A 20299-nucleotide genomic window follows, 5' to 3' on the forward strand; every position below is an offset into this window, starting at 1 on the left:
TAGGGCGAGAGGGTGACGTGGGCAGGTCAGAACAGCTGGTCGATCACGGCCTGGGCGAGACCGAACGCGGTGGTCATGCCGATGCCCGAGGTGACCGACACGACCCGGACGCCGGGTTCCGGCGAGGCAGTGACGAAATCGGTGCTCGGCGAGTGCGCGTAGACGCCGCGCCAACGGCGGAGCACGGCGAGCTCGGCACCGAACAGCCGGCCGGCCTCGCGCAGCACGAGCGCGCTCACCGCCTCGTCCTCGAAGGGGGTCGACGTGCGCTCGTAGTGATGGGTGTCGCCGAGCACGATCGCGCCGTCCGGACGCTGCGTCAGCATCAGGTTCATCTCGACGTCGAGCAGCTCCGGCGTGCGCTCGACCAGCTCGGCCCGGACCGCAGCTGCGGAAGGACAGGAGGCGAGGCCGCCGTACCGCAGCATCGCGGTGCCGGTGAGCACCGCCGGGTCGATCCGGACACCGCCCGGCGGCGCGACCTCGAACATGTGCAGGCGGCACCGACGCACCTCGTGCTCGGCGGCGACCGCGGGGAACAGCCGGTCGAGATCATGGCCGGTGGCATGCACGATCCGGGACGCCCGCAGGTCACCCTGCGACGTGCGGACGAGCCCTGGCTCGATGGCTCCGACGTGAGTCCCCCAGCGGATGTCCACGCCCTCCTTCTCGAGCCAGCGCGTGAGGGCAGGGACCGCGACACGTGGGTCCACCCGCAGGTCGAGGCGCAGATGCGCACCGCCGAGGACGCCGGTGGCGAGGCCCGGGACCACGGACCCGACCCCGGAGGCGTCCAGCAGGCGGACCTGGTCCTCACCGCGTTCGGCCGCGAACTCCTCCAGCACGGCGAGCTCGGCCGCACTGCGGGCCACCACCACCGTCCCGCACTCGGTCACCGGGAAGCTCGCCTTCTCCCCGAGCCGCAGCCAGTGGTCGCGAGCCTCCCATGCGTACTCCAGCGCGGTCCCGGTCTGAGCCGTCGTGCAGACGTGGCCGAAGTTGCGCAGGGAGGCGCCGACCGCGCGCTGGTCCCGCTCGAGCACGGTGACGCGGAGGCCGCGTTCGGTGGCGGCGACGGCGTGGGCGAGCCCGACGATGCCGGCGCCGACGACGGCCAGGTCGGTGGGAGCGGAGATGGTCATGACGGCAACGCTGACCGGACGAGCCAGCCCTCGTCAATGAGGTACACCGACCTGTATGAACAAGTTCACCAGGGGTTTCCTTTGCAATCCCCGCCGTTTGGCTAGCGTCCATCACACTCGTGCCGCCACTTGTCTGTTCAAGATGTACGGTCGGGTGACATCGAGCCGAGCACGAGGAGAACGCCGGATGCCCACCCCGCTGCACTCACAGGTCGCGGCCCAGCTGCGCGATCTGATCCTCACCAGCGAGCTGCCCCCGGGGACCTCGCTCCCGTCCGAGGCAAGGCTGGGCGAGCAGTTCGGCGCCTCTCGCGGCACGATCCGCAGCGCCCTGGCAGCCCTGCGGCACGAGGGTCTGATCGGCGGTGGCCAGGGCCGTCCGCCGGTGGTCCGCGACACCGCTGTCGGCCAGCCGTTCGAGAACCTGCTCTCGTTCACCGCGTGGGCCCACCAGGTCGGGCGGACCCCCGGCCAGCGGACGCTCGAGATCGCCCGGCGAGGGGCATCCGCGGTGGCGGCCAGCGCGCTCGACGTCCCCGACGGCACCCCGGTGATCGAGGTCCTTCGACTCCGCCTCCTCGACGGCGAGCCGGCGATGCTCGAGCGCGCCACCTTCGTCGAGGCCGTCGGCCGACTGCTGTTCGACTTCGATCCCGACCAGGGCTCCATCTACGCGCACCTGGCCACACACGGTGTCGACCTCTACTCGGCCAGACACACGATGGACGCCGTCGCCGCCGACGAGATCGACGCCGACCAGCTCGAGGTCGAGGTCGGGGCGCCGCTGCTGCGCGAACGACGACGGACCACGTCCTCCGACGGCACCCCGCTGGAGTACGGCGACGACCGCTACCGGCCCGACCGGGTCACCTTCACCATCGACAACGCCCGCCCGGCATCGACCGGGGTGAACCACGACCTTCGAATCATCAAGGAGACCTCATGACCACGCCTGCGCTCGACCTCGTCGCCCTCGACATGGCCGGCACCACCGTCGACGAGGGGGGCCTGGTCTACGAAGTGCTCGCGGCGACCGTCGCCGATGCCGTCGGTGAGGCGGTGCCGGGGCCGCTGCTCGCCTCGTGGAAGGGAACCTCCAAGAGCGAGGCCATCGCCGGGCTGCTGGCCGACCTGGGCGCCGATGCCTCCGAGGGACACGTCCGCGTGGTGCACGACGCCTTCACCGAGCGGCTGATCGCGACCTACCGGGCCACGCCGCCGACTCCGTTCGCCGGGATCGTGGAGATGTTCGAGGTCCTGCGCGAGACCGGGGTCAAGGTCTGTCTCCAGACCGGCTACACGGCCGAGATCGCCGCGTCGATCCTCGATGGCCTGGACTGGCCGACCAGCGGGGACTCCGCGCTGATCGACGCCGTCGTCACATCCGACCTGGTCCCGACGTCCAGGCCTGCGCCCTACCTCGTCTTCAGGTGCCTGGAGGCGACCGGCGTCACCGACATCCGGAGGGTCCTGGTCGCAGGTGACACACCCAATGACCTGCTTGCAGGCACCAACGCGGGTGCCGGCTACGTGCTCGGCGTCGGCACCGGTTCGTTCTCGCTCGACCAGCTGGCCGAGCACCCGCACACCCACCTGCTCCACTCGGCGGCGGAGCTCACGACCCTGGCATGAGCCTTGCCTCCGGTCCGTGCGCGGCCGCTGAGGATTGTCCACATAGGTCCGGCGATCGCGTGCCCCACTCTGCCCGGGAACGGGACAACACCTTCGTAAACGGCAGTAGAACTTGTGCATACAAGTTGTTCGGAACCGTTGACCACCCGCCGCCCGCAGAGCAGGTTCACCGGTGGCGCGACCGCCTGGTCGGGCCACTCGAACCCGCATGGAGGCAAGCACATGAAACTCAATCCACGGCTCCGGGCCACAGGCGCGGCGGTCGCCACGGCTGCGGTCCTGCCCCTCGTCGTCGCGGGAGTCAGCGCTCCCGCGACGGGCGCGGAAAACGAGGGACTGCCTGGGGGCGTCCTCGTCGAGAAGTCCCTCGTCATCGGCGTCGACGGCGCGATGTTCAACAAGTGGGACGCGCTCGACCTCCCCACGTTCGAGGGCCTGGTGGCCCAGGGCACCTCATCGACCTTCAACCTGTACGCCGAGCCGTTGGCGCCCACCGTCTCCGGTCCCGCTTGGACGTCGATCGCGACCGGCGTCTGGCCCGACAAGCACAAGGTGGTCGACAACGCCTTCGCCGAGCGCGACGCGGCGGGCTTCCCCGACTACCTGACCAGGCTCGAGGCGGCGAACCCCGCGATCTCGACCCTCGTCGTCGGCACCTGGGGGCCGGTCCCCCAGCAGATCTTCACCGGTGCCGACGTGCGGATCTCGGGTGCCGACGACGCCGGCACGACCGAACAGGCCAGCGACTACCTGGCCCACGGCAACCCCGACGCGACGTTCGTCCACCTCGACGAGGTCGACGGGGCGGGCCACTCCTTCGGCAACGCCAGCCCTCAGTACGCCACGCAGCTGGCCGAGGTCGACCAGCAGATCCGGACCCTCCTCGATGCGGTGGAGGGCCGTGCGAGCTACGCCCAGGAGCGCTGGCAAGTGATCCTGACCGCCGATCACGGCCACACCAGCACCGGTGGTCACGGTGGCAGCTCCCGGGACGAGCGCAGCTCGTTCGTCATCGCGACCGGTCCCGGCACGGAGCCGGGGGTCCGGCGCCACGACGTCAAGCTGGTCGACATCGCACCGACCGTCCTCGACCACCTCGGCGTCGAGGTCGACCCCGAATGGCGCCTGGACGGTCGGCCGCTGCCCGCGCTGGAGCCGGACGCGTTCGACGCGCTGCGGCCTGCGCTGCGGACCCAGGTCGACGAGACCCGCCCCGGCGCCGACACACTGGGCTGGACCCACGAGGCTCCAGCTGGCTGGTCGATCGACAACTCCGCGATGCCCGAAGGCGGCGTCACCGAGCTGCGGGGCTGGACCTTCGTCACCGACGACTTCTGGACGAACATCGAGCTGAATCAGAAGCGCGAGACGTCGGTGCGCAACCGCGACGTGTTCGCCGTCGCGGACTCCGACGAGTGGGACGACAAGGCGCACGCACCCGGTGCCTTCGACTCCACGCTGGTCAGCCCGGCGTACCCGATCGAGGGCGGGGGCAAGGTCAAGCTGTCGTACGCGACGAACTACCAGTGGGACGGCAGCACCCAGCGCGGCGAGATCTACGCGGTCTGGGACGGCGGGGAGCCCCAGCTGGTCAAGACCTACGGCGACAGTGCCGCGAGCAACACCAACGCCAACGAGATCGTCGACATCGCGGTTCCCCGCGGCGCCTCCGAGCTGCGGCTGCGCTTCCGCTACTACGGCACCAACAGCTACTTCTGGACGATCGACCAGATCGACGTGGCCCAGCTGCCCGAGTCGGAGCTGGCGGTGTCCGCCATCGACACCTCCGTCACCTCCCTGGACGTGCCGGGACCGGCCACCCCGTGGCAGGTCGACGCCGCGGTGTCGGTCACCACGACCGCCGGCGCGCCCGTCAAGGGCGCGACCGTCTCCGCGCGTCTGCGGTTCGACGGTCGGACCACCCCGCTCGAGCAGGTCACGGACGCGGCCGGCGTGGCCAGGTTCCGCGCCTACGCCCAGTACGCGGACCAGGCGACCTTCGAAGTCGTCGACGTCAGTCAGGGGGACCTGGAGTACTTCGGGGAGAAGGACGCGGTCAGCTCCGTCACCGTCGCACGTCCGACCAAGCTGGGCACCCTCACCGCCGCGCCGCCGACGATCGTGGGTCGGCCACACCCCCGTGAGCTTCTCGTGGCCGTCCCGGGCAGGTGGTCGCCAACCGGGGTCGAACTCCACTATCAGTGGTACGCCGGTCGACGGGCGCTGGCCGGCGCGACCAGCCAGGTGCTGGAGCTGACCAAGCGGCACCGCGGTGAGCGGATCCGGGTCGAGGTGACGGGCACCAAGCCCGGCTTCGCGACGTTGACCCGGGCCTCGAAGTCCACCTCAGTGGTGCGCTGAGGCGCCGGCCGGGGCGGGGTCAGCCCAAGTCGCGCAGGGCGGAACGCGCGGCGTTCCAGCCGCACATGCCGTGCGCCCCCGCTCCGGGCGGCGTAGCCGCCGAGCAGAGATAGACCCCCGGCACTCCGAGCCGGTAGGGGTCCAGCGCCAGGCGCGGGCGGAAGACCAGCTGCCACGGGTCGTTGGCGCCGGTGACCACGTCACCCCCGACGTAGTTGGGGTTGTGCTGCTCCATCTGCACCGCGGAGCGCACGTGCCGGGCCAGCACCCGGTCACGAAACCCGGGCGCGAACCGCTCGATCTGCGCCTCGATCGCCGCCGTCGCGTCCCCGGTCCACCCGGCCGGCACGTGGGCATACGCATACACGGGTACGACGTCCCCGACGGCGCGGGCGGGGTCGGCGAGGAACTGCTGCCCGACCAGCACGAAGGGCCGCTCCGGCATCCGGCCCAGGTGCACCTCGCGCTCCGCGGCGGCGATCTCCTCGAGGGTGCCGCCGAGGTGGACGGTGCCGGCGAGGCGGGACTCCCGGTGCGTCCACGGCACCCCTTCGTCCACCGCCAGCTCGACCTTGAAGACACCGGGGCCGTGCCGGTAGCGGGTCAGCGCCCGGGAGATCCTGCGTGGCATGGCGTCCCCGACGATGCGGGCCGCGGCGGCCGGGGCGACGTCGAGCAGCACCACGTCGGCGGCGCCGAGCTCGGCCAGGGAGGTGACCTCCACCCCGGTGCGCACGGTGCCGCCCAGCGAGCCGAGCAGCGAGGTCATCGCGGCCGCGATGGCACCCGAACCGCCTTCCGCGACCGGCCAGCCGTGGCGGTGGGCGGCGGTGCCGAGCGCGATCCCGATCGCCGCGGAGACCGGGCTGCCGAAGGGACGCAGGGCGTGCGCGGCGACTCCGGCGAAGAGTGCCCGGGCCTCCTCGCCCTGCCAGCGCCTGGCCAGCACGGCGGTCGGCAGCACCGACAGCGCACCGAACCTCATCAGCGGCACCGGGTGCCTCGGCACGTGCAGCATCGGCCGCAGGAAGTCCTCGGCGATGTCGTCGAAGCGATCCGTCAGGGGGCCGAAGACCTGCTCCCAGCCCCTGCCGTCGACGCCCAGGCCGTCAGCCGTCTCGGAGACCGAGCGCCGGGCGGCGGCACCGCGGCCACCGTCGAGCGGGTGTGAGTACTGCACCTCGGGCCAGCGCCAGGTCAGGCCGTGCGCGCCGAGGTCGAAGCGCCGGGCGAGCGGGGTGTCCACGGCAAGAGGGTGGAAGCCCGAGCACTCGTCGTGCAGCAGCCCGGGCAGCGTCAGCTCACTGCTGCGGGTGCCGCCGCCGACGGTGTCGGCAGCCTCGAGCACCTCCACCTCGAGTCCCTCGGCGGCCAGGGTGAGAGCGGCAGCGAGCCCGTTGGGCCCGCTGCCGACCACGACCGCACGGTTGCTGCGCCGGTGCCCGCGGGAAGTCACGTCGCTGACCCTCCCACGCCCGGCCTCAGTCCAGCGGCAGCAGCACCGCACCCGCGTGCGCCGGCAGCTCGACGCCACCGGGCACGACCGTCGCGCCCGCCGGAGTCGCCCAGCGCAGCGTGTGGTCCTCGCCCAGGTCGACCGTCTGGGCCTCGTCGGCGAGGTTGACCACCACCGCGACCCGGCCCCGGCGCATCACGAACCAGCGCGCCTCCTCGTCGTAGGAGCAGACGGTGCTGCGCATGTCCGGGTCGGTGATCTCGAGCAGCTCCCGGCGCAACCCCGCCAGCTCCCGGTAGACCGCCAGCAGCCGGGCGTGACGCCCCTGTGCCTGCTCGTCCCAGTCCAGCTTGGAGGAGGTGAACGTCTGCGGGTCCTGGGGGTCCGGGACGGTGCTCGGGTCCCAGTCCATCCGCACGAACTCCTCGAGCCGGCCCTCGCTGACGATCCGGCCGAGCTCGGTCTCCGGGTGGGAGGTGAAGAAGACGAACGGCGTCGAGGCCGCCCACTCCTCCCCCTGGAAGAGCATCGGGGTGAACGGACCGGTCAACGTGAGCAACGCCGCCACGGCCAGCTGGTCCTCGTCCAGGTGGGCCGTGAGCCGGTCGCCCGCCGCACGGTTCCCGATCTGGTCGTGGTTCTGGTTGGCCACCACCAGCCGCCACGCGGGCATCGTCGCGGTGTCGATCGGCTTGCCGTGCTCGCGGTCCCGGAACGAGGAGAACGTGCCGTCGTGGAAGAACCCGCGCTCGCAGACCTTCGCCAGTGCCGCGAGCGGCTCGAAGTCGGCGTAGTAGCCGGTCGTCTCACCGGTCAGCGCCACGTGCACCGCGTGGTGGAAGTCGTCGCTCCACTGCGCGTCCAGCCCGTAGCCGCCACCCTCGCGGGGAGTGATCAGCGTGGGGTCGTTGAGGTCGGACTCCGCGATCAGCGTCAGCGGTCGGCGCTGGTGCGCCGAGAGCCGGGCCGCCAGCACCGCCATCTCCTCCAGCAGGTGGGTCTGGGAGGTGTCCTGCAGGGCGTGCACGGCGTCGAGCCGCAGCCCGTCGACGTGGTAGTCGGTGAACCACATCGCCAGGTTGTCCAGGATGTAGGCCCGCACCTCGTCGCTGCCCTCACGGTCCAGGTTGACCAGGTCGCCCCAGGTGTTGCGCCCCTCGGTCAGGTACGGCGCGAACTGCGGCAGGTAGTTCCCCGAGGGCCCGAGGTGGTTGTAGACCACGTCCTGGATGACGCCGATGCCGGCCGCGTGGCAGGCGTCGACGAACCGCTGGTAGGCCGCGGGACCGCCGTACGCCTCGTGGACGGTGAACCAGGCGACACCGTCGTACCCCCAGTTGTGGACGCCGTTGAAGCCGTTGACCGGGAGCAGCTCGACGAAGTCGACGCCGATCTCCTTCAGGTGCGGCAGCCGGGTGGTGGCCGCGTCCAGGGTGCCCTCGGGCGTGAAGGTGCCCAGGTGCAGCTCGTAGATGACCGAGCCGGCGAGCTGCCGACCCGTCCACCCCGCGTCGTCCCAGCGGTACGTCGTGGGGTCGAAGGTGCGCGAGAGCGCGTGCACCCCGTGCGGCAGCCGCCGCGACCTCGGGTCGGGCAGCACCTGGTCGGCGCCGTCGATCCGGTAGCCGTAGTCGGTCTCGCCCAGCGGCTCGGGTCCGACCGGGGCCCACCAGTCGTCCTCGCCCCGCTCCATCGGCACGGTCCGGGTGTGCTCGGCGTTGCCGGCATCGCCGAGCGCGACCACCAGCTCCAGGGTCTCGGCGCGCGGGGCCCAGACGTCGAAGCGTCCGCGACCCTGCTCGCCCTCGGGCACCAGCAGCGCGACCGGGTAGTCGGCCAGCAGGTGGGCCACCTCGACCTGCCCGTCGCTGTCGGGGCGGACCCGGCGGCCGGTGAGCAGGTCGCGCCACTGACCCGGCGGCACCGCGAGCGTGGTCTCGCCCCAGCCACCGCGCCGCACCAGGCCCACCGGGAGCCGGGTGGCCACGGTGATCGCGCCGCCACCCTCGGTGCCACCCTCGCTGCCTCGGTCGAAGGCGAGCACGTGGTCCTCCGCGGGGCCGCTCGCGGTCAGCGCGGTGTAGCCGTCGAACCACTCCGGGTGGTCCCGCCTGGCGGTGAGCGCCAGGTGGGTGAGCAGCAGCTTGACCGCACCGTCGTCGTCCGCGTGGGCCCGGACGTGGGGCCGCACCCCGGCACGCAGCTCCTTGAGCCGGGCGATCCGCTCCTCGAAGTCCACGGGGCGACGGTTGTCGGGGTCGACCAGGCTCTGCTCCCACAGCTCGCTGCCCTGGTAGACGTCGGGCGCGCCGGGGATGGTCAGCCCGATCAGCTTGGCGCTCAGCGAGTTGATCCAGCCGGCGGCCGCGACCGCCTCGAGCAGCTCGGAGAGGACCTGGCGGACCTGCTCGTCGTCGAAGGCGGCGTCGACGCAGGCGTGCACGGCCGCCTCGAACTCGGCCTCCGGGGCGGTCCAGGTGGTGTTGTCCCCGGCCTCCCGCATCGCCTTCTCGGCGTAGCCGTGCAGCCGGGCGCGGTAGGTGTCCTCGACGGAGCCTTCGACCATCGCTGGCCAGGCGCCGAGCACCGCCTGCCACAGCAGGCTGGCGAAGCCGGCGTCCGGCACCGGGACCAGCTCGAGCAGCCGGGTCAGGGCGGCGTCCCAGACCTCGGGGATCTCGGCGAGCACGCTGATCCGGGCGCGGACGTCCTCACCGCGCTTGGTGTCGTGGGTGGAGGCGGCCGTCATCGCGTGCGGCCAGTGCTCGGCGCGCATCGCCATCGCCTCGTGGAACGACGACGGCGCGAGCGCGAACACGCTCGGGTCGCCGCCCACCTCGTTGAGCGAGGTCAGCCGCGACCAGCGGTAGAAGGCGCAGTCCTCCACGCCCTTGGCCATCACCATGCCGCTGGTCTGCTGGAACCGCTTGGTCGGGTCGGCGGCACCGTCGGAGAGCACCGGGGTGAGCACGTCCAGCACCTCGGCCAGGTCGGGCCGGTGCGTCCGGGCACCGGCCAGGGCGTGGTCCAGGTGCTCGTGTCCCTCGGGGAGGTAGGAGCGGTAGACGGGGAAACAGGCGATGACCTCGGCGATCGCGTCCTCGACCCGGTCCAGCGCCGGGGCGGCGTGGCCCTGGGTGGTCAGCACGTGCACCGCCTCGCGGCTGATCCGCGCGACCTCGGACCCCAGGATGCCGTCGGCGACCTCGCGCTTGGTGCCGTGGATCAGCGCCGGCCAGTCCACGGCCTGGCCCCGCAGGCGGGTCTCCAGCGCGTCCAGCGGGGCTTCTCCGGCCGGGTCCACCAGCACCCGGTCGACGAGTGCCATCGCGTCGTAGCCGGTGGTGCCGGCGGTCGCCCAGGAGCGCGGCAGCTCCTCACCGGGCTCGGTGATCTTCTCCACCAGCACGTAGGCGCCGCCGGTGAGCTCGGCCAGGTCGTCGAGGTACTTCGCCGGGTCGCGCAGGCCGTCCGGGTGGTCCACGCGCAGACCATCGACCAGTCCCTCGTCGAACCAGCGCCTGATCTCGGCGTGGCTCCGCTCGAACCACTCCGGCTCCTCGACCCGGATCGCGGCGAGGGTGTTGACGGCGAAGAAGCGGCGGTAGTTGAGCTCGGCGTCGGCCCGCTTCCAGTGCACCAGCTCGTAGTGCTGGCGGGAGTGGACGTCGTTCGCGTCCTCGCCCTCCAGGCCGGTGTCGTGGGCGGTTCCGGGCGCCAGCGGGAACCGCTGGTCGTGGTAGTGCAGCTCGCCGCCCAGGACGCGCAGGTTCTCGATCCGGGTCTCGCCCGCCTCGGTCTCGGTGAGGTCGTCGTCGCCGATGACGGGGATCCGCAGCCGGCCCCCGCCGGCGTCCCAGTCGATGTCGAAGGCCCCGGCGTACGGCGACTCCGGGCCGTGGGTGAGCACGTGCCACCACCACTCGTTCTCCCACGGGCGGGCCACCCCCACGTGGTTGGGCACGATGTCGACGAGCACGCCCATGCCCAGGCGCCGGGCCTCGGCGGAGAGGGCGCTCAGGCCCGAGGCGCGACCCCGCGAGGGGTCGATCGCCCGGTGGTCGGCCACGTCGTACCCGTGGTTGCTGCCGGACTCCGAGGCCAGCAGCGGCGACAGGTAGACCCAGTCGACCCCGAGCTCGTGGAGGTAGGCCAGGGTCCGGGCGGCCTGCAGGAGGTCGAACTCCTCGGTGATCTGCAGCCGGTAGGTGCTCGTCGGCACCCGGGGCGAGCCGGCCATCACGGACGCAGTCCCGTGCGCGAGGGGACGAGGCCGCGGCGGCGGGGTCCGCCAGCGCGACCAGGGACGCCGCGACCGAGGTCTCCGGCTCGGTCTCCGGCTCGGAGTACTCGCACAGCACCACGAGGCTGCGCCCCTCGACCGTCAGCGTGGACTCGGGCCACAGCTCCTCGTTGTCGATCCGAGCGGCGGCGGTGTCCACGACCACCTCCCAGCCGGCGGCGTACTCCTCGCTGGGCAGGGTCACCTCGATCTCCTCGGCCCCCGCGTTGAAGTAGAGCAGGAAGTGGTCGTCGACCACCGGGTTGCCGGTGGCGTCCATGCCTGCGATCCCGTGGCCGTTGAGGTACATGCCGATCGCCTTGGCACCCTCCGCGGTCCAGTCGCCCTCGGCCATCGGCTCGCCGTTGGGGTGGAGCCAGATGATGTCGTTGAGCCGTTCCCCGTCGCCGGTGCGCACGGTGTTGCCGGTGAAGAACCTCTTGCGGCGGAACGTCGGGTGGTTGGCGCGCAGCTTGGCCACCGCCGCGGTGAACTCGGCCAGCGGCCAGTCCGCGTGGTCCCAGTGCACCCAGCTGATCTCGGAGTCCTGGGCGTAGGTGTTGTTGTTGCCGTCCTGGGTGCGACCGATCTCGTCGCCGTGCAGGATCATCGGCACGCCCTGGCTGAGCAGCAGCGTGGCGATCAGGTTGCGCTGCACCCGCGCGCGCAGGGCGAGCACCTCGATGTCGTCGGTCGGTCCCTCGACACCGAAGTTCTGCGACCGGTTGTGGCTCTCGCCGTCGTTGTTGTCCTCGCCGTTGGCCTCGTTGTGCTTCTCGTTGTAGGAGACGAGATCGCGCATCGTGAAGCCGTCGTGCGCGGTCACGAAGTTGATGCTGGCGAACGGACGGCGGCCGGAGTGCTCGTAGAGGTCGGAGGAGCCGGAGATCCGGCTCGCGAACTCGCCGAGGGTCGGCTCGCCGCGCCAGAAGTCGCGCACCGTGTCGCGGTACTTGCCGTTCCACTCGGTCCACTGGGGCGGGAAGTTGCCGACCTGGTAGCCGCCGGGGCCGACGTCCCAGGGCTCCGCGATCAGCTTGACCTGGCTGACCACCGGGTCCTGCTGCACCAGCTCGAAGAACGTCGCCAGCTTGTCGACGTCGTAGAACTCCCGGGCCAGCGCGGAGGCCAGGTCGAACCGGAAGCCGTCGACGTGCATCTCGGTGACCCAGTAGCGCAGCGAGTCCATGATCAGCTGCAGCGAGTGCGGGTTGCCGGCGTTGAGCGAGTTCCCGGTGCCGGTGTAGTCCATGTAGTAGTTCTGCTGGTCGTCGACGAGCCGGTAGTAGGCAGCGTTGTCGATGCCCTTCATGCTCAGCGTCGGGCCCAGGTGGTTGCCCTCGGCGGTGTGGTTGTAGACCACGTCGAGGATCACCTCGATGCCGGCGGCGTGCATGGTCTTGACCATGCCCTTGAACTCCTGGACCTGCTGACCGGCGTGGTGGTTGGCGGCGTAGTCCGCGTGCGGGGCGAAGAAGCCGAGGGTGTTGTAGCCCCAGTAGTTGCGCAGTCCCTTGTCCAGGAGTGTGGAGTCCTGGACGAACTGGTGCACCGGCATCAGCTCGATGGCGGTCACCCCGAGCTTGGTGAGGTGGTCGGTCACGGCCGGGTGCGCGAGACCGGCGTAGGTGCCGCGCTGCTCCTCGGGCACCTCGGGGTGGAGCTGGGTCAGGCCCTTGACGTGCGCCTCGTAGATCACGGACTCGTTGTAGGGCACCGCGAGCCGCCGGTCGCCCTCCCAGTCGAAGAAGGGGTTCACCACGACGCCGAGCGTCATGTGCGCGGCGGAGTCCTCGTCGTTGCGGCTGTCCTCGTCACCGAAGTTGTAGCCGAAGAGCGACTGGTCCCACTCGATCTCGCCGTACGTCGCCTTGGCGTAGGGGTCGAGCAGCAGCTTGTTGGGGTTGCAGCGCAGGCCCCGCTCGGGCTCGTAGGGCCCGTGCACCCGGTAGCCGTAGCGCTGCCCGGGCTGGACCTGTGGCAGGAAGCAGTGCCACACGTGCGCGTCGACCTCGGTGAGCTCGATGCGCGTCTCGTTGCGGTCCTCGTCGAACAGACACAGCTCGACGCGCTCGGCCACCTCGCTGAACAGCGCGAAGTTGGTGCCGCTGCCGTCGAACGTCGCACCGAGCGGGTAAGCGGATCCTGGCCAGACGTGCACTGTGGGCTCTCCTCGGAGACTCGGCTGCAGGGCACCTGGGGGCGACCTGTTGAACGTTCCAAGTTACCCAGAGGGTGATTCCGCAAACCTCGCCCCGCGGGATCTGCAGTAGGGTCTGCGGCCGTGAGCAACAACGAGGGTGGACAGCTGCGCAGGGACGCCCAGGACGCCGGGGGCATGCTCTGGGACGACGCCAAGCACATGCTGGCGATGGCGCTTCCCGTGGTGCTGGGCGCGGTGATCGGCTACCTGGTGGCCGAGGTCACAGGGCTCTTCATCGGCGCCGGCATCGGCGTGCTGCTGGTCGGCCTCTACCTGCTGTGGGGCGCGGTCGGTCTGCTCCGGGACCTCGTGCGCTGGATCCGGGGTCGGCGCTCGGCCTGAGCCCGGCCGGCTCGGCTAGACCCGTCCGCCGTCGATCGGGGCAGGCATGTTCTTGTCGAAGTGGATCTCCCCCAGGTCGAACAACGGGTCCCGCCACTTGGCGTCCAGCCCGGTGACCGCCTTGACCAGCGGCGTCTGCACAGTCGCCTTGAACGCGAAGGCCTTCTTGAAGCCCAGGGCCTTGACCCACGCCTGGTAGGACTTGATCATCGCGGCGATGTTCTTCAGCGCCGTGGCCACCTTGGTCAGCAGGGTGGCGATCTTGGCGCCGGTGACGCCGGCCTTGGCGGCGGCAGCAGCGGCACCCGCCGCGGCACTGGCGCCGAAGGTGAAGATGGCACCGGCCGCACCCACCGCCAGCGAGATCGCCGCCCACTCGATGAGCTCGAAGATGAGCTCCTTGACCAGCTGCTCGACGTTGCGCACCTCCGTGGCGGCGGAGTCGAGGAAGCCGGCGACGCCCTTCACCTGGCCGGCCATCGAGGAGATCGCCTCGGCCACCTCCTGGACCTTCGCGAGGTAGGCCTCCTGCGCCTCGCCCTGCCAGCCCCCGTCGAGGGCGGCGACGGACTGCCGCTGGTAGGACGCCAGGTTGCTCAGCGACTCCGACATGCCGCGCCACTGGGCCGCCACGTCGTTGACCGCCTCCGGCTGGCCCACCACCGAGTCCCACTTCTCCACCAGCGGGTTGACCAGCGGCTTCATGACGCCGTAGATCTCGCTCAGGAGACCCGACATCCAGCCCTCGGCCTCGTCCCATGCCCCCATGCTCAGGCCCCCAGCATCTGGTTGAAGTGGTCTGCCACAGCCTCGTCGACCTGGCTGAAGTGGCCCTTGACCATCTCCAGGGTCTCCGAGAGCGCCTCACAGGTCTGCTGCAGGGCCGCGAGGCTGACCCGGGTGGCCTCCGTGGCGTCGGCGAACCCGGTGACGATCTCCTCGGACGGCAGGATCTTGCCCAGCGTGCCGGGGACGAGGACCGCCTCCTGTCGCACCTGCTCGATCTTGCCGGTGTACGTCGCGGCCTGGGCCTGCGCCTCGGCCGCCTGCTCCATCACGGAGTAGCGCACCAGGAACACGCCGGCCATCAGCGCTGCCCCCGCAGCACGTCGATCTGCTCGCGCACGTCGGCGACGTCGGTGGCCGAGGCGGTGCCGCGCATCATCGCGTCCAGCTGCTCCTCGCCGATGACCGGTCCCACGATGGCCTTCAGCTGCTCCGACGCGCGCACGGTCGCGGTGGCCACCGCGCTCATCACCAGGGCGGCGAGCTCGCTCCCGGACAGGGACATCGCACTGTCGCTGATCTGGAGGTCGGTGGGCATCCCGGCCGGGGTGACCCGCACCCGGACGCGGCCCTGGCCGGACTCGGCCTCGCCCGACACCGCAGCCAGCCGCTGCTGCATCTCCGCGATGTTCTCCAGCTGGCGCAGGCTCTCGGCCCGGGCCTGCTCGACCCAGCCGTCGGATCCCTGTGTCATGGCGTGTCTCGTCTCCGTCCGGGTGGGCTGCTGCGGTCCCAGCCGCGTCTACCCACCCGCGAGCCGGCCGAAACGCGACCCGGCGCGGCCGGTCGGGATCAGCCGCCGTTGGGGTGCCGGTCCACGACCTCGCGGGCCACGTCGACGAGCTTGCGGTTGAGGTCCTGGGAGGCACGCTTGAGCAGGTCCAGGGCAGCGTCCTCGGACAGGTCGTGGGTGGCCATCAGCAAGCCGATCGCCTTGCCGATCTCGCGGTTGCTGTGCAGGCCGTTGAGCAGGGTGTCGGCGCGATGGTTCTGGGCCGCCGCGCTCAGGGCGACCGACGCGAACGAGGCCAGCACCACGCCGAGGTCGGCGGAGGCTCCGGCGAACCCTCCGGGAGTGTCGGAGAACAGGTTCAGCGAGCCCGCCTTCCGCGGGCCGACCAGCACCCGGTAGCCGATCATCCCGCGGACCGGGGTGTGCGCCAGGACCAGACGACTGAGCTCGGGCCAGGTCGGATTGACCGTGAGGTCCGCGTCGACCTGGTAGGAGTCGGTGACGATGGCGTCGTAGCAGGGACCGTCGCGCAGGGCGCTCTCGAAGCCGTCGATCTGCTCCGCGTACTGGTCGGTGGCGCCGTGCGGCGTCAGGGTGCCGCCGGCGGTGAGCGTGCTGATGGAGGCGTGGTCGCAGTTGGGGATGACCTGCACCGCGGTCTTGCAGATCGCGGCGTACACGCCCTCGTAGTCCGGGCTCACGTAGACGACCTCGGCCAGGGCCGCCAGGGCCGCCGCGGCGTCCGGGGGTAGTTGCTGGTTCACGCAGGCAAGTGTGCCTGATCGAGCCTGATCGGTCAGCACTCGCGCGGTGGGGGGCGGCGTAGGCGGGCACAGCGTCGCGTGAGACGATTGCCCAGTGACCTTCGGGACGAGGCGGTCGCACGACTGAGTAGCGCGCCCCCGCGGAGGATTGTTGAACCCCGAATTCACCCGACGAACGACACCGCCGGTGCTGGGGCGTGCGGGCTCGACCACCGTCCCGGGTGGCGTCGTCGACGAGCAGGCGCGGGCGGAGCACGCCCGCCGGATGGCCGGTGACCACCTCGACACCACCAGGCTCAACCGGCTCTGCGAGCTGACCGCCCGACTGCTCTCGACCGGCTCCGCCCAGATCTCCATCGTCTCCGACGTCCTGACGGTCGTGGGAGGCGCCGGCGCGTCCCTTCCGCTGGTCGGCACGAGTTCGCCTGCCTCGGACTCCCTGTGCGCGGTCACCATGCGCTCCGGCACCGGTCTGGTGGTCCGGGACGCGCCAGTCGATCCCCTGGTCAGCGGACTGCCGCCGGTGGTCTCCGGCACCGTCCGCTCCTACCTGGGAGTGCCGCTCGCCTCGGGCGGCCACGTGGTGGGGGCCCTGTGCGCCTACGGCACCGACGCACGGGACTGGGACGAGGCCGAGCTGTCCCTGCTGTCCCTGCTCGCCGAGGCCGTCACCTCCGAGCTCCACCTGGCCGTGCTGGAGGCCAGCTATGCCGAGGACCGGCGGATCTGGCAGCTCGCGGTCGACGCGGGTGGGGTCGGCGCGTTCGACTGGGACCTGACGACCGGCGAGCTGCGCTGGGACGAGCGACTGCTCGCCCTGTTCGGCATCGCCCGGGAGAGCTTCGGCGGCACCATCGAGGCCTTCAACGAGTTCGTGCACCCCGAGGACCGGGATCGGGTGGCGCAGGCGCTGCGCGGCGCGGTCGACACGGTGGGCGCCTTCACCGCGGAGTACCGGATCGTCCTGCCCGACCGCAGGGTTCGCTGGGTCTCGGCCCGGGGACAGGCCTACGGCGAGGGCGGCACCGCCACCCAGCTGGTGGGCGCGGCGTTCGACACCACCCTGGTGCAGGAGGGCGAGGCCCGGGTCGCCCGGATCCTGGAGGCGATGCCGAGCGCCTTCTTCCAGCTCGACGACGAGTGGCGCTTCACCTACGCCAACGCGGAGGCCGACAAGATCCTGGCCCCCATCGGGTCGGGGGTGGTCGGGGAGATCATCTGGGAGCTCTTCCCGGACGCCGTCGGCTCCCCGTTCGAGGACAACTACCGGCACGCCGTCCAGACCGGTCAGCCGGTCCAGTTCGAGGCCTACTACCCGCCGCCGCTGGACTCCTGGTACGAGATCAGGGCCTGGCCCACACCGGACGAGCTGTCGGTCTACTTCCTCGACGTCACCGAGCGTCGCCGCGCCCAGGCCTCGCTGGCGCGCAGCATGGAGCGCGCCGCCCTGCTGGCGCAGGTCTCGGACTCGCTGTCCGACTCCTTCGACACCATGCAGGCGGTGGGACGACTCGCCCAGCTGATGGTGCCCCGCCTCGCGCAGTGGTGCCTGATCACGCTGGTCGACGACGCCGACCCCCTCTCGGACCGCAACTGGCGCCGCCACCTGCGCGACATCGGCTACTGGCACGCCACCGAGGAGGGACGGGCGGTGGTCCAGGCCTACGGCCAGGACCGGATCGCCGCCCTGACCGACGACTCCTTCGTCGCCCAGGTGCTGCGGACCAACGCTCCCGTCCACGTCGCGGCGAACGCCACTCCCCTGGTGGCCGCGGTGCTCGTCGAGGGCGCGGCCCGGGACCACTACCTGACCCTGGCGCCGGAGTCGGTGCTGATACTGCCGGTGCGGGGCCGCGGCCGCACGGTGGGCATCCTCACCCTGGGCCGCGATGCCGAGCAGGGTCCCTTCACCGCCGAGGAGATCGGGACGCTGGAGGAGGCCGCCGCCCGCGCCGGCCTCGCGCTGGACAACGCCCGCCTCTACGCCGAGCAGCGGGAGCTGGCCGAGGGACTGCAGCGCAGCCTCCTGACCGCGCCGCCGGTCCAGGAGGGCCTGCAGGTGGCGGTGCGCTACGAGCCGGCCGCGGAGATCGCCCAGGTCGGTGGCGACTGGTACGACGCCTTCCACCAGGCGGACGGCTCCACCGTCGTGGTCATCGGGGACGTCGTCGGGCACGACACCGACGCCGCGGCCGCCATGGGACAGCTGCGGGCGATGCTGCGGGGCATCGCCGTCACCACCGGAGACGGGCCCGCGGAGGTGCTGCGCCGGCTCGACCACGCCATGCCGGTGCTGGAGCTGGACACCACCGCGACCTGCGTGATGGCCCGCTTCGACGCGACTCCGCAGGCCCCGGGCGCGGCCACCACCCGGATGCGCTGGTCCAACGCGGGCCACCCGCCGCCGATGGTCGCACTGACCGGCCCCGACGGGGAGGTCAGCGTCGAGCCCCTGTGGTCGTCCTCGCCGGACCTGCTCCTGGGCCTGGACCTGGAGACCGAGCGCTCCGAGACCGTCGTCACGCTGCCCCCGGGCGCCATCGTGCTGCTCTACTCCGACGGCCTGGTGGAGCGGCGCGGCCAGTCCCTCGGTGACGGCATCGAGGAGCTGCGACGCAGCCTGCGGGACCTGGTCTCCTCGGGTCTGGACCTCGAGGCGATGTGCGACGCGCTGCTGGACCACCTGCTGCCGCTGCGGCGCGAGGACGACGTGGCCATGGTCGCCGTACAGCTCGATCGTTGACACCAGCGCCGCCCGGCGCTTCCATGAGCCATGCCATCTCATGTGACCTACGACACGATCATCCGCGGCGCCCGCTGGTTCGACGGCACGGGAGGTCCCTCCGCGGTGCGTGACCTGGGACTGCGCGGCGGACGGGTCGCCGCGGTCTCGGCCGAGCCGCTCGACGCCACGGGCTGCCCCGAGGTGGTGCCCGCCCACGGCCTGTGGGTGCTGCCCGGGCTCATCGACATCCACACCCACTACGACATCGAGGTGCTCGCCGGACCGTCGCTGAGCGAGTCCCTGCGGCACGGCGTCACCTGCGTCTTCGTCGGCTCCTGCTCCCTGTCCACCGTGCACGTCGGGGCGGTCGAGGCCGGCGACCTGTTCAGCCGGGTTGAGGCGATCCCGCGCCACCACGTGATCGACCACGTGGAGCGGGGGAAGACCTGGCACGACGCCTCCTCCTACGTCGAGGCGCTGGAGCAGCTGGCGCTCGGCCCCAACCTGGCCGCGTTCCTGGGCCACTCCGACGTGCGCACCGCGGTGATGGGGCTGGACCGGGCCACCCGCCCGGAGGTGCGGGCCACCCCTGCGGAGCGTGGCCGGATGCAGCAGCTGCTGACCGACGCCCTGGACGCGGGCTTCCTGGGGATGTCGGCGCAGCAGCTGCTCTTCGACAAGCTGGACGGAGAGGTGTGCCGGTCCCGGACCCTGCCCTCGACCTACGCCGCAGGCGCGGAGATGCGCGGCCTGCGGCGGATCCTGCGGCGCCGGGGCCGGGCCCTGCAGGCCGGTCCGGACGCCACGCACCCGCACACCATCGTGCTCGAGGCGCTGCGCTCCATCGGCCTGCCGGGCCGGGCGGCGCTGAAGACCAGCCTGCTCTCGGCCGCGGACATCAAGGCGATCCCGTTCGTCATCCACCTGATGCGCGGCCTGGCGGCGGTGGTGAACCGCCTCGGTGCGGACTTCCGCTGGCAGCACCTCCCGGTGCCCTTCGAGGTGTACGCCGACGGCATCGACCTGGTGATCTTCGAGGAGCTCGGCGCCGGCGCCGCCGCGCTGCACCTGAGCGAGAAGGTGGCCCGCGACGAACTGATGCGCGACCCGGCGTACCGGGCGGCGTTCCGCAAGGAGTACGAGACCAAGTACACCCCGCGGGTCTGGCACCGGGACTTCTTCGACGCCGAGATCGTGGCCTGCCCCGACGAGAGCGTCATCGGCCGGTCGTTCGGCCAGGTCGGGGTGGAGCGCGGGGGCCAGCACCCGGTGGACGCGTTCCTCGACCTGGTCGTCGAGCACGGCACCGACCTGCGCTGGCGGACCACGATCTCCGGGCACCGGCCGCAGGTGCTGCGCCGGCTCGCGGCCGAGCGCGGCGTCCAGATGGGGTTCTCCGACGCCGGCGCCCACCTGCGCAACATGGCCTTCTACAACTTCGGGCTGCGGCTGCTCAAGCACGTCCGGGACGCGGAGCAGGAAGGGACGCCCTTCCTGACCCCCGAACGGGCGGTGCACCGGCTCACCGGCGAGCTCGCCGACTGGTACGACATCGACGCCGGGCACCTGCGGGTCGGCGACCGTGCCGACCTCTTCCTGCTCGACCCCACCCGGCTCGACGCGCGCGTGGAGGAGTACGCCGAAGAGCCGTGCGAGCAGTACGGCGACCTGTCCCGGATGGTCAACCGCAACGACGAGTGCGTCCCGCTGGTGATGGTCGGCGGCAGGGCGGTGTGGCGCGACGGCGCCCCGGCCGGACCGCTGGGACGCGAGCGCACCGGACAGTTCCTGCGCGCCGGGCAGGGGCCGGTGCCCCCGGTCCCGGCGTCCACTCCGTCGGCCGCTCCCGCCCCGGCGGTGCGCGCGGGCTGAG

General features: G+C 71.6%; 13 protein-coding genes and 1 pseudogene. 6 read left to right on the plus strand and 8 right to left on the minus strand.

All coding sequences use genetic code 11. The features are described from left to right. Positions 1-26: 26 nt before the first annotated feature. Positions 27-1142 carry a TIGR03364 family FAD-dependent oxidoreductase gene (locus C0R66_RS16155; protein WP_101525566.1) on the minus strand — a complete coding sequence of 372 codons (1116 nt, stop codon included), beginning with the start codon at positions 1140-1142 and terminating at the stop codon, positions 27-29. Between the two features lie 187 nt (positions 1143-1329). On the opposite strand from C0R66_RS16155, the gene C0R66_RS16160 reads away from it, so the two are divergent. From C0R66_RS16160 to C0R66_RS16170, 3 genes are all read left to right on the plus strand, one after another. Then, a complete protein-coding gene (locus tag C0R66_RS16160; protein WP_101525567.1) occupies positions 1330-2088 on the plus strand; it encodes a GntR family transcriptional regulator in 759 nt (252 codons plus the stop codon). Further along, complete coding sequence (locus tag C0R66_RS16165; protein WP_101525568.1) at positions 2085-2774, plus strand: phosphonatase-like hydrolase; 690 nt, start codon at positions 2085-2087, stop codon at positions 2772-2774. Before C0R66_RS16160 ends, C0R66_RS16165 begins: the two co-directional genes overlap by 4 nt. 222 nt (positions 2775-2996) lie before the next feature. Further along, the gene (locus C0R66_RS16170) at positions 2997-5135 is read left to right on the plus strand and encodes an alkaline phosphatase family protein (RefSeq protein ID WP_101525569.1); all 2139 of its coding nucleotides are present in this window, start codon (positions 2997-2999) and stop codon (positions 5133-5135) included. A 19-nt stretch (positions 5136-5154) separates the two neighbouring features. Here the strand turns inward: C0R66_RS16170 and C0R66_RS16175 are convergent, their stop codons facing one another. The 3 genes and pseudogenes from C0R66_RS16175 to glgX form a co-directional block, all read right to left on the minus strand. Beyond that, positions 5155-6591: a phytoene desaturase family protein gene (locus C0R66_RS16175; protein ID WP_101525570.1), complete on the minus strand. Its 1437-nt coding sequence runs from the start codon at positions 6589-6591 to the stop codon at positions 5155-5157. A 25-nt stretch (positions 6592-6616) separates the two neighbouring features. Continuing rightward, positions 6617-10813 carry a malto-oligosyltrehalose synthase gene (treY, locus tag C0R66_RS19665; protein WP_241901486.1) on the minus strand — a complete coding sequence of 1399 codons (4197 nt, stop codon included), beginning with the start codon at positions 10811-10813 and terminating at the stop codon, positions 6617-6619. Between the two features lie 112 nt (positions 10814-10925). Further along, a pseudogene (gene glgX, locus C0R66_RS16190) lies at positions 10926-13034 on the minus strand (glycogen debranching protein GlgX); the annotation flags it as partial. A gap of 123 nt (positions 13035-13157) precedes the next feature. Between glgX and C0R66_RS16195 the strand changes: the two are divergent. Beyond that, positions 13158-13418, plus strand: a complete 261-nt coding sequence (locus tag C0R66_RS16195; protein ID WP_101525572.1) for a hypothetical protein — start codon at positions 13158-13160, stop codon at positions 13416-13418. 15 nt (positions 13419-13433) lie between these two features. Here C0R66_RS16195 and C0R66_RS16200 read toward each other — a convergent pair whose 3' ends face one another. The 4 genes from C0R66_RS16200 to C0R66_RS16215 form a co-directional block, all read right to left on the minus strand. After that, entirely contained in the window at positions 13434-14186 is a 753-nt protein-coding gene (locus tag C0R66_RS16200) for a WXG100 family type VII secretion target (protein WP_101525573.1), read from the minus strand. Between the two features lie 2 nt (positions 14187-14188). Then, positions 14189-14506 carry a hypothetical protein gene (locus C0R66_RS16205; RefSeq protein WP_101525574.1) on the minus strand — a complete coding sequence of 106 codons (318 nt, stop codon included), beginning with the start codon at positions 14504-14506 and terminating at the stop codon, positions 14189-14191. Further along, positions 14506-14898 carry a YbaB/EbfC family nucleoid-associated protein gene (locus tag C0R66_RS16210; RefSeq protein ID WP_101525575.1) on the minus strand — a complete coding sequence of 131 codons (393 nt, stop codon included), beginning with the start codon at positions 14896-14898 and terminating at the stop codon, positions 14506-14508. The genes C0R66_RS16205 and C0R66_RS16210 overlap by 1 nt, the downstream gene beginning before the upstream one ends. A gap of 98 nt (positions 14899-14996) precedes the next feature. Beyond that, positions 14997-15701, minus strand: a complete 705-nt coding sequence (locus C0R66_RS16215) for a GAF and ANTAR domain-containing protein (protein WP_199286715.1) — start codon at positions 15699-15701, stop codon at positions 14997-14999. A gap of 187 nt (positions 15702-15888) precedes the next feature. On the opposite strand from C0R66_RS16215, the gene C0R66_RS16220 reads away from it, so the two are divergent. Both C0R66_RS16220 and C0R66_RS16225 read left to right on the plus strand, forming a co-directional pair. Beyond that, positions 15889-18444 (plus strand): SpoIIE family protein phosphatase, encoded by a 2556-nt coding sequence (locus C0R66_RS16220; protein WP_101525576.1) that lies wholly within the window; start codon positions 15889-15891, stop codon positions 18442-18444. Positions 18445-18474: 30 nt separating this feature from the next. Beyond that, positions 18475-20298, plus strand: coding sequence for an N-acyl-D-amino-acid deacylase family protein (locus C0R66_RS16225; protein ID WP_101525577.1), 1824 nt, complete (start codon positions 18475-18477; stop codon positions 20296-20298). Position 20299 lies beyond the last annotated feature (1 nt).

This window comes from Nocardioides houyundeii (assembly GCF_002865585.1).
In the GTDB taxonomy this organism is placed as follows: Bacteria; Actinomycetota; Actinomycetes; order Propionibacteriales; family Nocardioidaceae; genus Nocardioides; species Nocardioides houyundeii.